General features: G+C 63.4%; 7 protein-coding genes. 2 read left to right on the top strand and 5 right to left on the bottom strand.

Annotated elements, in window-relative coordinates:
* Positions 1 to 14: 14 nt before the first annotated feature.
* Together GW587_RS17245 and GW587_RS17240 are read right to left on the bottom strand one after the other, a co-directional pair.
* On the bottom strand, positions 15 to 815 hold the full coding sequence (locus tag GW587_RS17245; protein ID WP_166105484.1) for a carbon-nitrogen hydrolase family protein: 801 nt from the start codon (positions 813 to 815) through the stop codon (positions 15 to 17).
* Between the two features lie 17 nt (positions 816 to 832).
* Entirely contained in the window at positions 833 to 5020 is a 4188-nt protein-coding gene (locus tag GW587_RS17240; protein ID WP_166105482.1) for a YhdP family protein, read from the bottom strand.
* Between the two features lie 173 nt (positions 5021 to 5193).
* On the opposite strand from GW587_RS17240, the gene glnE reads away from it, so the two are divergent.
* Together glnE and GW587_RS17230 are read left to right on the top strand one after the other, a co-directional pair.
* A complete protein-coding gene (glnE, locus tag GW587_RS17235) occupies positions 5194 to 7950 on the top strand; it encodes a bifunctional [glutamate--ammonia ligase]-adenylyl-L-tyrosine phosphorylase/[glutamate--ammonia-ligase] adenylyltransferase (RefSeq protein ID WP_166105480.1) in 2757 nt (918 codons plus the stop codon).
* Positions 7951 to 8020: 70 nt separating this feature from the next.
* Entirely contained in the window at positions 8021 to 8482 is a 462-nt protein-coding gene (locus tag GW587_RS17230) for a cache domain-containing protein (RefSeq protein WP_166105478.1), read from the top strand.
* Between the two features lie 161 nt (positions 8483 to 8643).
* On the opposite strand, the gene gap is transcribed toward GW587_RS17230, so the two are convergent.
* From gap to GW587_RS17215, 3 genes are all read right to left on the bottom strand, one after another.
* Positions 8644 to 9654, bottom strand: coding sequence for a type I glyceraldehyde-3-phosphate dehydrogenase (gene gap, locus GW587_RS17225; RefSeq protein ID WP_166105476.1), 1011 nt, complete (start codon positions 9652 to 9654; stop codon positions 8644 to 8646).
* Between the two features lie 48 nt (positions 9655 to 9702).
* Positions 9703 to 11697, bottom strand: coding sequence for a transketolase (gene tkt, locus GW587_RS17220; RefSeq protein WP_166105474.1), 1995 nt, complete (start codon positions 11695 to 11697; stop codon positions 9703 to 9705).
* 191 nt (positions 11698 to 11888) lie between these two features.
* Positions 11889 to 14834, bottom strand: coding sequence for a TonB-dependent receptor (locus GW587_RS17215; protein WP_229259495.1), 2946 nt, complete (start codon positions 14832 to 14834; stop codon positions 11889 to 11891).
* Positions 14835 to 15092 lie beyond the last annotated feature (258 nt).

The following is a 15092-nucleotide window of genomic DNA, read 5'->3' as shown; positions in this document are numbered from 1 at the left end:
TTCTCTTCAGTGATTCACATGGTGCGGTGCTTGAGCGCCGGCAGGCTCTGGCGCACGCCTTCCATGAAGGTCGGGTCGATCTCGCCGTGCACCACGCCCTCGCCTTCGGCCAGCACCGTCTTGACCGTGCCCCACGGGTCGATCAGCATGCTGTGGCCCCAGGTGCGGCGGCCGTTCGGATGGATGCCGCCCTGCGCCGCCGCCAGCACGTAGCACTGGTTTTCGATGGCGCGCGCGCGCAGCAGGATTTCCCAGTGCGCCATGCCGGTGGTGTAGGTGAACGCGGCCGGCAGCACGATCAGCGACACCGGCCCCATGGCGCGGAACAGTTCCGGGAAGCGCAGGTCGTAGCACACCGACATGCCGACCTTGCCGAACGGCGCTTCGATCACGCCGATGTTCTTGCCCGGCACGATGGTCTTCGATTCGTTGTACGATTCCGTGCCCTTGGTGAAGCCGAACAGGTGGATCTTGTCGTAGCGGCCGACGTGCTCCCCCTGCGGGTTGTAGACCAGCGTGGTGTTGACCACCTTCTCCGCGTCGTCGGAGGCCAGCGGCAAGGTGCCGCCGATCAGCCAGATGCCCAGCTCGCGCGCCAGCCCGGACATGAAGTCCTGGATCGGCCCCGTGCCCAGCGGCTCGGCGACCGCGACCTTGTCGCTGTCGTGCACGCCCATGATGGCCCAGTATTCCGGCAGCAGCACCAGCTGCGCGCCGGTGGCGGCGGCCTGCGTCACCAGGCGGCGCGCGGTGGCGATATTTTCCGTCACGGACGGCGAGGAAATCATTTGTACTGCGGCGACGGTGCTGTTCATGAAAACTCCGTAATCAATTAGTGCATACCCTTCGGCGCGCCGGGCGGCTCCACCTTGGATGCGTCCAGCTTGGCGACCACCGGCGCCTTCCACGGCCCGGTGACCTGCATATGATAGGTCAGCGCCTTCATCACCGGCGCACTGAGGAACAGCTGCGCCAGGAAGCTGCCCAGCCCGATCACCGGATTGACCGCCAGCGCGTACACCAGCGGCGCGGTGCCGAGGTTGACCTCCGGTATCACCACCACGTGCAGGTTGGTGGTTTCGTTGGCGATGTCGGCGCTGCCGTCCATCAGCACGGTCGCGGCGACGCCGTGCATCTTCAGGTTGTCGGTCTTGACAATGCCTCGCTGGATGGCGGCGTTGGCGGTGATGCCGTCGAACGCCAGCCCTTCCGAGAAGACGTCGTGGAAGTCCAGCTTCAGCAGGCGCGGCAAGGCTTGCAGGCTGAGCACGCCAAGCAGCTTGGCCGCGCCCGGATCCTGCTTGAGGAACTGGCCTTTTTCGATATTCATCGTCAGCTGGCCGGACAGGCTCGGCAAGTCCAGCGAGTACGGCAGGCCCTTCCAGGCGATGTCGCCGTTGAGCGTGCCCTTGCCGCCCTTGACCGTGCCGATGAAGCCGAAGCGGTCCAGCAGCTTGCCGGCGTCGGCGATGTCGAGCTTGAAGTTGAGGCTGGTGTCGTGCACGCCGTTCTTGCTGACCCAGCGCCCGGTGCCGGCGAACTCGCCGTCGGCGTTGGCCAGCGCCAGCTTGTTGACGCGCCATTCGCGCGCGCTGCCGATCTGCGCGTTGCTGGCCTGCAGTTCCAGCCGGCCCAGCGGCTTGTTGAACAATTCGAAACGGTCGACCACCACGTCCAGCGCCGGGATGGTGGTGGCGGCGCTCTTGCCGTCGAGTAGTTCGACCACGTCGTTCGACGCCGACTCCGGAATCACCAGCGACGACAGGCGCGCCGTCACCTTGCCCAGTCCCTGGCCGGTGGATGGTTCGCTCCAGGTCAGGTAGCCATTGGCCTGGGTCGAATCGATGCTGGCTTGCCACATGCTTTTTTGCCGCGATACGCCGATCACCACGTTCTCCAGCTTGCGGCCGCCGACCACCAGCTCGCTGCTGCGGGCGGCGATGGCGTCCGGCAGCACGTATTGGCCGATGTCGACCGCGTCCGCCGCCGGGGCCGGCGCGCCGTCGTCCTTGCCGGCGATGGCGCCGCCGAAGTCGAGCCAGTTGTCGATGTTGAGCGTGCGCAGGTTGACGTTGAACGCCAGGCCGCTGTCCGGTTCCGGCGCAGGCGTGTTGACGCCGATGCCGCCGCGCACCAGCTTCCAGTGGGTCTTGCCGATCTTCTGGCGCTGGTAGCGCGCCGCGATGTTGTTGCCGAGGTTGATGCGCATCTCGTCGTGCAGCGCGCCGGCGCCGTCGGCGACCAGGCCGCTGGTCAGCACGAAGCGCAGCGGCATGGCGTCGCCCGGCGCCTTGCGCACCGGATCCGGCAGGTCAAGGCTGAGGCCGGTCAAGCTGGAATCCACCGCAACCACCACCTGGTGGTCGCGCACCGTCACCGTGCCGTTGTAGCGGGCCGAACCGGCGAACTGCGCGCCGAGGCGCTGCATCACCGGCATCTGGTAATTCTTGCGGAAGCCGTCGGCGGTCAGCATGCCGCCCAGCTTGACCACGATCGAGTTGTCCTTCAGGCTGCCGCCGGTGATCGACACCGGGCCGCCGAGGAAGCTGCCGGACAGCTGGTTCAGGTTGACGCCGTGCTCGTTGAATTCGATCTTGCCCTGCGACGCTTGCACCACCGGCAAGTCGTTCATCAGCGTGATGTCGTTGTTCTGCAATTGCAGCGTGCCCTGCACCTTGGCGTCGATCATGTGCGACAGCGGCAGCCGCAGGCTCAGCGCCAGCTTGGCGTTGCCGGTCGCTTGCGTTTCCTCGGTGAAGCGCGAGATCCATTCCAATACCGGACTGACCGTCACGTACTTGAGGAATTCCTGCATCGGCGCGGCGGCGTTGCCGTCGATTTCCAGCATCGAGTCGTGGACGGTCAGGTCGGGGATCACCGCCTTGACGCCGGTCAGCGCGGCGCCGCCGGTGGTGGCGGTGTCGCCGCGGATTTCCATGCGGGCGCGCTCGAACACGAAGCTGCCCTTGATGTGCTCGGCCTGCGGCCACAGCGGCAGCGGCTTGCCGTCCTTGCCCAGCTCCTTGCCGTCGAGGTGGTAGTGGCCGGGCGAGTAATTCAGCTTGCCTTCGGTCAGCTTGCCGGCGATGCGGAATTCGCCGTGCGCCTTGTCGCCGTCCTTGAACGGGAAATGCGCCAGGTCGCCGCGCAGCCGCACGCTGACCTCGCTGGCGACGCCGCCCTCCAGCGCGCCGGTCAGCCAGTGCTGCAAGTCGGGCGGGGTCTGCATCGGCAGGTAGCGGCCGATGCGGTTGATCTGGAAGCCGTCCAGCGTGCCGCTCAGGTCGGCCTTGCCGGGGCCCTTGCCGTTCATCGGCATGCTGTGCGTGCCCTGCAAGGTGCCGCTCAGGCCCTCCTGCAGGAAGTCCATCGCGTCGATGTGCAGCAGCAGTTGCTGCTCGGCCTCGAACGACCAGCGCGCCTTCAGGTTCAGGCGGTCGAAGGGCATCGCGGCGTCGCTGAAGTAGTCCGGCATCTGCAATACCAGCTGCTCGGAATTGAGGTTGAAGCTGCCGCCCTTGTCGGTCGCGTCGATCGACCCGGTCAGGTTGTCGAAGCCGGGAATCGCCGGCACGGCGGCGGTGGCCGGCGACTTGGCGGTCTTCGCTTGCGCCAGGCGCGCCGGCTGCGGCTTCAGGCCCAGCCCGATCAGGTCGCCCTTGACGCGGTAGGACTGCAAGGCCGGATAGGCGCCCTGCCATTCGGCTTGGAAATTGCGCAGCATGCCGCTCGGCGCCAGGTCGCTCAGCAGCTTGCGCTGGCGTTCGGTCAGCGGCAGGCGCTCGGCCAGGCCGGCCATGGTGCGCAAGTCCAGCTGCGGCGCGCGGATCTCGAATTTTTCCGGCTTGGCGCCGGCCGCCGCCACATAGGTTTCCGACAGCGAGGTCGGCGCCATCGCCAGGCCGTCGCGCGTGGTCAGGGTCAGGTTGCTCAGCTCGACGCTGTGGCCGCGCGCGCCGAAGGCCGGCGCGCGCACACTCTTGGCCGCCGCCAGCACCGGCCGCACGTCTTCGCGGGCGGCGATGCGGCCGCTCAGCTGTTGCAGGTCCAGCAGCGGCAATTCCTTGCCCAGCACGGCGGAAATGTCGCTCAGGCCGACGTCGGCGGTGAAGCCGCTCAGGCGCGACTGGTCGACGTCGATCCAGGCGCGCAGCGAGCCGCTGCCGCGTTGCAGTTCAAACGGATAATCGACCCAGGTCTTCCAGGCCGCCAGGTCGGTGTTGCGGATGTCGGCGTAGACCTCGCCCTTCCACATCGAGACATTGGAAACGCGGCTGCCGAAGGCCGGATGGCCGAAGTCGGCGCGCAGGTCGAGCGGCGCGGCCAGCGCGGCCGGCGGCGTCGCCTTGAGCGCCAACTGGTGCCGCAACCACTGGTTGCGCAGCGCGATGTTGACGTTGTCCAGCGCCAGCGGCGGCGCGCCGCGCAGCTTGTCGGTCCATTGCAGCCGGCCTTCGCGGATCACGATCTGGCGCTGCTTCAGCAACCATTCCAGGCCCTTGCCGTCGCTCGGCTTGTTGAGGTCGATGTAGACGCCGGCCGCGTACAAGCGGCCGTCGGTATCGCGCAGCACGTTCAGGTCGGGACGCGACAACTCCAGCGTATGGAAGCGCACCTCGGCCGCCGCCATGGTCCACCACGACAGCGTGGCCGACACGCTCGGCAGGCTCAGCGCCGCGCGGCCCTGCTGGTCGTGCAGCACCACGTCGCCCAGAAACAGGTTGGGACGAAAGCCGTTCCACGAGGCGTAGATGCGGGAAATGGTGACCGGGTTGCCGACCGCGCGGCTGGCGGCGCGCTCGATATCGCCCTTGTAGTGGTCGATATTCGGCAACACGAGGTAGCGCAGCGTCAGGAACAGGATGGCGAAGGCGAAATACAACAGCAGCACCAGCTTGAGCGTGAAGCCCAGCACATGATGGGTGGCGAGGTTGCAGAGGCGATAGGCGGCACGGAGCCGGTGCCAGCGCGCGGCCAACGGGCCCTCGGCTGTCACGGTCTCCTCATCTTGTTTTTGCATCAATAAGCTAATAAATCAGGCCATGCGTCAAATAAATCGCTAAACTCGGTTTTCAAGCTTTTCTGCCTGCGGAGCAATTCTACCCCAAGGCATGCGCCAAACCGCGCCACCAATGGCCGCTTGACGCTGGTTTTACATGCTTTACACGCCGTTACGAGGAAACAATATCACCCATGAGCGCACCGTCCGTATCACCGTCCGCCTCCCGTTACTACCAGCGCTGGTTGGCCGCAGCGCCCGACCGCGCCGCCAAGGCCGACGAGCTGACGCAATTATCCCTCGCCCAGCTCGATCTGGCTGCATTTTTAACAAAAGAATCCCACGCCGTGCCGGAAGGCGCCCCGCCGCTGCCGCTGATGCGCTCGATGCGCCGGCTGCGCAACCTGCTGGTTTGCGGCCTGATCCGGCGCGACCTCGAAGGCAAGGCCAACCTGGCCGAGGTGGTGGAGACCATGACCCGCTTCGCCGATTTCGCCATCCAGCGCCACATGGCCGAGCTGAAGATGGAAATGGAGGCCGCGCACGGCGTGCCGGTCGGCCGCGATTCCGGCCTGCCGCAGGAGCTGATGGTGCTGGCAATGGGCAAACAGGGCGGCGGCGAGCTGAACGTCTCGTCCGACATCGACCTGATCTTCGTCTACCCCGAGGACGGCGACACCGCCGCCGGGCCCGGCCAGCGCGGCCTGTCCAACCATGAATTCTTCATCCGCCTGGGCAAGAAGCTGATCGCCGCGCTGGCCGAGATCACCGAGGACGGTTTCACCTTCCGGGTCGACATGGCGCTGCGGCCGAACGGCGGTTCCGGCCCGCTGGCCGCCAGCCTCAGCATGGTGGAGCAATACCTGATCGTGCAGGGGCGCGAATGGGAGCGCTACGCCTGGGTCAAGGCGCGCGCCGTCACCGGCCGCCCGGAGGATATCGCCGCGCTGGACGCGATCGTGCGGCCGTTCGTGTTCCGCCGCTACCTGGACTTCGGCGTCATCGACGCCATCCGCAACATGCACGCGCAAATCCGCGCCGAGGTGAACCGCCAGGAGCGGCTGCACCCGGACCGCAGCAACAACGTCAAGCTGGGGCGCGGCGGCATCCGCGAGATCGAGTTCCTGGCGCAGGTGTTTCAGCTGATCCGGGGCGGCCGCGACGCCGCGCTGCGCGACCGCTCGACCCGCACCACGCTGCGCATCATCGCCGAGAAAGGTTTGCTAAGTCACGCTATCGTCTATCAACTGCTGGCTTCCTACACCTTCCTGCGCAACCTGGAACACCGTCTGCAATACCTGGACGACGCCCAGACCCATACCCTGCCGGCCAACGACGCCGACCGCCTGACCGTGGCGCAGATGATGGGCCTGCCCGACGCGGCGACCTTGCTGACCCAGCTGGAGGCGCACCGCCAGTTCGTCGCCGGGCAATTCGACGAGATGTTTTCCGATAAAACCACCGGCGGCGAGGGCGACATCAACCCGCAATCGAGCAACGAATGCGCCGATCCGGACAACCGTGAAGCGATGGTGGCGCGCTTCGCCGCCCTGGGCTTCGACGATGCCGAGGGCGCGGCCAAGCGCCTGATCGCCACCTGGCAGGCGCCGCGCCTGCAATCGTTGCCGGAAGCCAGCCGCAATCGCCTGCTGGGACTGGTCAACGCGGCGCTGCCGCTGATCGTCCAGGCGTCGCAGGAGTCGAGCGGCGGCAACCAGCAGGCCACGCTGGGCCGGCTACTGGATTTCTTCGAAGCCATCGCGCGCCGTTCCGCCTATCTGTCGCTGCTGACCGAATATCCGCACACGCTGGCGCGGGTGATCCGCATGGTGCACGCCAGCGGCTGGGCGGCGCAATTCCTCAGCCAGCATCCGATCCTGCTGGACGAACTGCTGGACGACCGGGTCCGCAACGCCGTGTTCGACCCGGTGGCGGTGGCCGCCGACCTGGAGCTGCAACTGGCCTCGGCGCCGGGCGACACCGAGCGGCAGATGGACATCCTGCGCGAAATCCACCACGCCCAGCTGTTCCACCTGCTGGCGCAAGACCTGGCCGGCGACCTGACGGTGGAAAAGCTGGCGGACTACCTGTCGGCGCTGGCCGACACCATCGTCGCCGCCGCGATCAAGGCGGTATGGCAGACGGTGGCCACGCGCCACCGCGAGGTGCCGCAATTCGCCGTCATCGCCTACGGCAAGCTGGGCGGCAAGGAACTGGGCTATGTGTCCGACCTGGACGTGATCTTCCTGTACGACGATGCCGACCAGGAAGCGCCCGCCCAGTACGCCAAGCTGGCGCAGCGCTTCATCACGTGGATGACCTCGCACACCTCGGCCGGCATCCTGTTCGACATCGACACCGCGCTGCGGCCGGACGGCGCCAGCGGCATGCTGGTGTCGAGCGTGGCGGCGTTCGAGAAGTACCAGAGCAACTCGGCCTGGGTGTGGGAGCATCAGGCGCTGACCCGCGCCCGCTTCTGCGCCGGCGACGCCGCCATCGGCCAGCGCTTCGAGCAGATCCGCGACACGGTGCTGCGCAAGGAACGGCCGGCCGACGGTCCGCTGAAGCAGGAGGTGCTTGCCATGCGGAAACGCATGGTCGATGCCAAGCCCAACCATACTGCGCTGTTCGACCTGAAGCAGGACCCGGGCGGCATGATCGACATCGAGTTCATCGTCCAGTTCCTGGTGCTGCAATATTCGGCGGCATGGCCGCAGTTGACGCTCAACACCGGCAACATCGCGTTGCTCAAGCTGTGCGCCGAGTTGGGATTGATCGACGCGGGGCTGGCGGCCAAGGTCGGCGACGCCTACCGCAAGTTGCGCAAGTTACAACACCAGTTGCGGCTGCAGGGCCAGGACCTGGCGCGGGTGGACCCGGCGCTGGTGGCGGACGAGGCGGCCCAGGTGTCCATCCTGTGGCAGGCCATCTTCGGCGCCGGCGTTGCCTGACTACAACAGGACGATTTTCAGCCATCGAATTGCAGTACTCTTGTCGATAACAATAACCAAGGAGGTGGATATGAAAGCATTATTCGGCGCCGCGGCGATCAGCCTGGGCTTGTTTGCCGCGTCGGCCAATGTTTGGGCGGCGGACAAGGGCAGCAAAGAAGAAGCCGTCGCAATGGTTAAGAAAGCGGTCGCGCTGATTAAATCCGACGGCAAGGAAAAAGCATTCGCCGCGATCGCCGATCCGGGCAATGCGACATTCCACGACCGCGATTTATATGTTTATATTTACGATTTTAATGGCGTCGCTTTGGCGCACGGTAATAATCCCAAAATGGTCGGCAAGCCTTTGATTGGGTTAAAGGATAATGAAGGCAAGCTGATGATAAAAGAAATGGTCGAGCTCGCAAAAACCAAGGGCAGCGGCTGGGTCGATTTTAAATGGCCGAATCCCGTGACCAAAACCGTTGAATCAAAATCCGGTTATGTCGAGAAGGTCGACGATTTCTTCGTCGGCTCCGGCATCTACAAATAAGTCGCTGCTATATCGATCAGGCCGGGATGCGTCCCGGCTTTTTTTCGTCCATGCCCGGGAAATAAGCCAAAAATTGGCACGTAAATGCCAAAAACCAGCTTGGTCCAGGCGAAAAAAAACCTCGCGGCACGGGCCGCGAGGTTTTATCGGATAGCGAACGATTATTTCGCGGTCATCAGTGCGACGGTGGTATCCAGCATGCGGTTCGAGAAACCCCATTCATTGTCGTACCACGACGAGACTTTCACCAGACGGCCCGACACTTTGGTCAGGGTCGAATCGAAATTCGACGACGCCGGATTATGATTGAAGTCGATCGAGACCAGCGGTTCGGTCTGATAAGTCAGCACTTCTTTCAATGCGCCTTCGGCGGCGGCCTTCATCAGCGCATTCACTTCGTCGACCGTGGTATCGCGCTTGGCGATAAACGACAGGTCGACCAGCGATACATTAATGGTCGGCACGCGAATCGCGAAACCATCCAGCTTGCCATTCAATTCCGGCAATACCAGACCAACCGCGGCGGCGGCGCCGGTTTTGGTTGGAATCATGCTCATGGTGGCGGAACGGGCGCGGCGCAGATCTTCATGCATCACGTCGGACAATACCTGGTCGTTGGTATAAGCGTGAATCGTCGTCATCAGGCCGGTCTCGACGCCGATGGCGTCGTTCAGCGGCTTGACCAGCGGCGCCAGGCAGTTGGTGGTGCACGATGCGTTCGAGATCACGGTGTCGGTCGACTTCAGCACATGCTGGTTGACGCCGTAGACGATGGTCGCGTCGACATCCTTGCCGCCCGGTGCGGAGATGATGACTTTCTTGGCGCCGCCCTTCAGGTGGGCAGAAGCCTTCTCTTTGGTGGTGAAGAAGCCGGTGCACTCTAGCACCACGTCCACGCCCAGGTCGCCCCAAGGGATTTCCGCCGGGTTGCGCTGCGCGAACACGCGGATCACATCGCCGTTCACGATCATGTTGTCGCCGTCGACCGTGACGGTGCCCGGGAACTTGCCGTGGGCGGTGTCGTAACGGGTCAAGTGCGCGTTCGACTTGGCGTCGCCCAGATCGTTGATGGCCACGATCTGGATGTCCTGTTTCTTGCCGCCTTCGTAGAAAGCGCGCAGCACATTGCGGCCGATGCGGCCATAACCGTTGATTGCAACTTTGATCGTCATACTTTGCTCCTGATTAGAAATATAGGTAACGCAACAAGCAATTATAGATTAAGCAATGACAGATTTGACTTTCGCCACCACGTTTTCCACCGTGAAGCCGAAGTGCTTGAACAGCACGCCTGCCGGAGCCGACTCACCGAAGGTATCGATGCCGACAACAGCGCCTTCCAGGCCGACGTATTTGTACCAGAAATCGGTCACGCCGGCTTCGATCGCCACACGTGGCACGCCTTTGGTCAATACGCTCGCCTTGTAGGCGGCGTCCTGACGGTCAAATACATCGGTCGACGGCATCGACACCACGCGCGCGGCGATGCCTTCAGCGGCCAGCGCGGACGCGGCGGCTTGCGCCAGCTCGATCTCGGAACCGGTGGCGATCAGGATCACCTTGGCGTCGGCGGCGTCGGCCAGCACGTAGCCGCCGCGCGCGATGTCGGCGATCTGCTCGGCCGAACGCTCCTGGTACGGCAGGTTCTGGCGCGAGAAAATCAAGGTCGACGGGCCGTTCTTGCGCTTGACCGCTTCGCCCCACGCCACCATCGATTCGGTGGTGTCGCATGGACGCCAGTTGTCCAGGTTCGGGATCAGGCGCATCGACGAGATGTGCTCGACCGACTGGTGGGTCGGGCCGTCTTCGCCCAGGCCGATCGAATCGTGAGTGAACACGAAGATCGAGCGCAGCTTCATCAGCGCGGCCATGCGCAGCGCGTTGCGGCTGTAGTCGGAGAAGGTCAGGAAGGTGGCGCCGAACGGGATGTAGCCGCCGTGCAGCGTGATGCCGTTCATGATCGCCGACATGCCGAACTCGCGCACGCCGTAGTTGATGTGGTTGCCCGGCTGGCCGGAACGCAGCGGCACGATTTCCTTCCAGTTGGTCAGGTTGGAGCCGGTCAGGTCGGCCGAGCCGCCCAGGAATTCCGGCAGCACCGGCGCCAGCGCCTGGATCGCGTTCTGGCTGGCCTTGCGGGTGGCGATGTTCTCTTTCTTCTCCACCGTGGCGGCGATGCCGGCGGCCAGCGTCGCTTCGAACGAGGCCGGCAGGTCGCCCGCCATGCGGCGGCTCAATTCGGCGGCTTCGGCCGGGAACTGGGCGCTGTACTCGGCGAACTTCGCGCTCCAGTCGGCTTCCAGCTTGGCGCCGGCGGCCTTGGCGTCCCAGGCGCTGTAGATCTCGGCCGGCACGTCGAACGGCGCGGCGCTCCAGCCGATGTATTCGCGGACGGCGGCGACTTCCTTGTCGCCCAGCGCGGCGCCGTGCACCTTGTCGCCGCCTTGCAGATTCGGCGAACCCTTGCCGATCACGGTCTTGCAGCAGATCAGGGTCGGCTTGCTGGAGGTCTTGGCGGCGGCGATCGCGGCGGCGACGGCGGCGACATCGTGGCCGTCGACGGCGCGGATCACGTTCCAGTTATACGCTTCGAAGCGGGCCGGGGTGTCGTCGGTGAACCAGCCTTCGACCTTGCCGTCGATCGAGATGCCGTTATCGTCATACAGCGCGATCAGCTTGTTCAGGCCCAGCGTGCCGGCCAGCGCGCACACTTCGTGCGAAATGCCTTCCATCAGGCAGCCGTCGCCCAGGAAGGCGTAGGTGTAATGGTCGACCACATCGAAGCCCGGCTTGTTGAATTCAGCCGCCAGCAGGTACTCGGACAGCGCCATGCCGACCGCGTTGGCGATGCCCTGGCCCAGCGGGCCGGTGGTGGTTTCCACGCCCGGGGTGACGTCGACTTCCGGATGGCCCGGGGTCTTCGAGTGCATCTGGCGGAAGGACTTGATGTCGTCCATGGTCACGGCGTAACCGCTCAGGTGCAGCAGCGCGTAGTGCAGCATCGAGCCGTGGCCGTTCGACAACAGGAAGCGGTCGCGGTTCACCCATTTCGGATTGGCCGGGTTGTGGCTGTAATGGCCACTCCACAGCGCAACGGCGATTTCGGCCATACCCATCGGCATGCCTGGGTGGCCGGAATTGGCCTTCTGGACGGCGTCCATCGCCAGCGCGCGGATCGCGTTGGCCATTTGGGTGTGCGGGAGCGTAGTGTTCATGGTTTTTTTTCAGGGAGGTTGGGAATTCGGGAGCTGCCGGTGCCATGCTGCTGAACCCACTATTCTATCAGAGCATGCCTATGGGGCCTATACCGGGCCGATTTTGAGGTCCAAATGAAAAATGCCGCCCGGTTCGCACCGGGCGGCATTCGCGTTCGGCGCCGCCGGCATGCCGGCGGCGCGCAAGTCGATTAGAACTTGTAGCTGTACTCTGCAGTCAGCTTGATCGAACGTGGTGCGGTGTAGCTGATCACGTTGCCGTACAGGGCGTTGACTGCCTTGCCGACGTTGTAAGCTTCGGTCTGGTTCTGTGCGGTCTGACGGTCGAAGACGTTGAACACGTCGGCCTTCAGTACCAGGCCTTTGACGATACGCGGCTGGTAAGCGATGTTCAGATCCAGACGGGTGTCCCAAGGCATACGGCCACGGGTACCACGGGTCGACGCTTCGTTGTTGCAGAAGAAGAACTCCGAACCGTAGTCGGTTGCGGTGTTGTTCGCTGCGTAGTACGAGTCAGGCAGGTTGCCGATACAGTTCTTCGGACGACCGGAAGCGACCAGCAGGTTGCCGCCAACGCTGAATTCATCGGTGAACTGGTAGAAGCCATACGCTTTCAGCTGATGCTTGCGATCGTTCGGCAGCAGGCCGTTCGAGTTCAGGGTCAGCTCTGGGTAATCGAACACGGCGGTGGTCGACACGTCAGCCTGGCCCGAATCGGAACGGGTTTGGCCTTCGGTGTTACCGGCGTTGCGCGACAGCGTGTAGTTCACTTTACCGTACCAGCCGTTGCGCAGCGGGTGCTCGGCGAACAGGTCCAGCGCGGCGTAGCTACGCTTGACTTCCGGATAGCCCAGCTCGGCGGCGGTCAGGTGGACCTTGGTCAGTTTCAGGCCATCGCCGGCGTAGTCGACCAGGAAGTCGTTGTCCTTGCCTGGATTGAACAGCGCGCAACCGAACACGAAGTTGTTGGTGATGCCGTGGTCGGCGGCGTACTTGTCGAACGGACGCTGATCGCAGAAGTCATCGATGGTCGATTTCAGTTTGCGATAGGTGACTTTGGCGCCGAAGTTCAAGTTCTGCGAGAAAGCACGCTCGAAGCCCAGGATCAGCTCGTCCTGATACAGCGAGTCCATGTTCTGAGCAGCAACTTGGCGTGGGTCTTTCGACTGGCCGAACTCGTTGTTGGCGGAGAACAGGCCACCCAGTGGGGTCAGGCCGGTAGGCGCGCCGGTCACGGCATCGGTGCCGGTGTAGGTGTAGTACTGCTGGGTATTCAGCGAAGCGCCAGCGGCACGAACGGCCACGTTGGTAGGCATTTGCAGGTGATAACGACCGGCATTCGCGAACACTTTCAGCGAGGAGTCGCCCAGCGCATCCCAGGTGGCGCCCAGACGTGGTGCCAGCTGGTGACGCATCGAGACGTATGGCTCGCCATCGCCGTTGTAGTTGGTGAACTGTTCGTTACGCAGACCGCCCTTCAAGATGATCTTCGGCGTGACTTGCCAGGTGTCCTCGATGTATTGCGCATCCTGGTCGACCGACGGAGTCGAAACGCCCGACGACAGCACTTTGCTTACATAGTAACCCTTGGCGCCGTTGCCGCCGTTGGTGGCAGGCGCAGGAACCGAGCCATTGATCGGCAGGTTAGGATTGGTCGCGAAAGCGTAGGTCCAGGTACCGCCACCGGCGCGGCTGGTGCCGGCCACGGAGCTGATCTTGTTCTGGTCCATACCGGCGCGGATGGTGTGATCGCCAACTTTGTATTGCAAGTTGAGGTTCATCACCTTCTGCTTGTCTTGCGCGCCGTCGGTCAGGATGTTGCCGCCGGTGGTCTGCGTGGAGCTGTAGTTCAAACCAGGAATACGCGCGTTGGCCGGGGCCGACACCTGGAGCACGTTCGGGTTGTAGTTGAACGGAATGAACTTGTGCTCGGTGGTGCTGTTGCCGATCATGGCCGTCAGGGTCACGTCGTCGGACAGATTGCCGGTGTAGTTCAGGATCTTGATTTCAGCGCCGACGCGAGCCGCCACCGGAGTAGGACCGTAGCTTTCATAGTGCGCGCCGCCGGTCTTGGTGGTGCCCTTGACGTTGGTGTCGTAGTTGTAGCTGTAGTACGAGCGTTCCGACTTCGGATCGTCGTTGATGTAGGTCGCTTCCAGGCGGTGGTTGTCGTTGATGTTCCAGTCGACTTTCACCAGACCGCGGTTGATGGTGTCGCGACGCTCTTCCCAACCGGTGTTCAGCGCGGCGCTGTCGGCGTTCACACGGGTGTTGTCGATGTCGGTCTTGGTGCGCTCGATGTTAGCGTACAAGAACAGCGTGTCCTTGATGATCGGACCACCGACGAACAAGTTTGCAATTTTGGTATCTTGGGTGTTGTCTTTGTTGTACTTATACAGCTTGCCATCGGTCGGCAGACCGTTTTTGCCGTAATAGATATTTTTTGCGGTGCCGCGCAGCGAGTCAGGCTCGGTGCTGATGCTGCCGCCGACTTCCCAGGTGTTGGTGCCGGACTTGGTGGAGATGTTGATCACACCACCGGTCGAGCGGCCGAACTCGGCGCCGAAGCCGCCGGTCAGGATTTGCGCGCCGCCGATGGCGCCGAACGGCAGTTCGGAGGTACCGACCTGGAACAGCACGTTGGTGACAGGGAAACCGTTGATGTAGAACGCGTTTTCCGACGCGGCGGAACCGCCGAAGCTCGGTGCGTTGCCATCGCCGTAGCGGGAATCGCCGCGGGTAGTGTTAGGAGCCAGCTGGATGATCGAAGCGACCGACGGGGTGATTGGCAGCTTGGCCAGTTCTTTCGCCGTGAAGGTCGCACCGCTATTGGTGCTGGAAAGGTCGATGCGGCTGCGGCGGCCGGTCACTTGCACGGCTTGCACCGCGGCGGTGAACGAGGCGCTGGCACCCTGGCCGATTTGTACGTCGACTTCGGTGGTGCCGGCGACTTTGCCGTCACGGATCAGCTGAACGGTGTAGTGGCCCACTGGCAGCGCGGACAGTTGGAAACGACCACCGGATTCCGGCTGAGCGGTACGCTTGAAGCCGGTCTCTTTGTTTTCAACCAAAATCGAAGCGCCGGCCGGCGAATCGATCGCGCCGTAGATGGAACCGGACGCGTTCGATTGTGCCATTGCCGGCTGCATCACCGCTGCGGTCAGCGCTGCTGTACCGAAGGCAATGGAGAGCGCATTAACTAAAACTGTTTTCCTGAACATATGGTTTTTCCCGATTAAAAAGATTTGCCTTGTAGGCAACAATGTCCCCATCTCTCTTGGAGATCTGTTTACCAAAACTCACAGGCTGCATTGCTCAGCCCTAACCTCATAAAACCACGCCCCCGGCAACGCTGTCAACAACGCAACTTTTGCTTATACAAGAAAACAACGTGA

Source organism: Duganella aceris (assembly GCF_011090165.1).
Classification (GTDB): domain Bacteria; phylum Pseudomonadota; class Gammaproteobacteria; order Burkholderiales; family Burkholderiaceae_D; genus Rugamonas; species Rugamonas aceris.
This window is presented reverse-complemented; position numbering and strand designations above follow the sequence as displayed.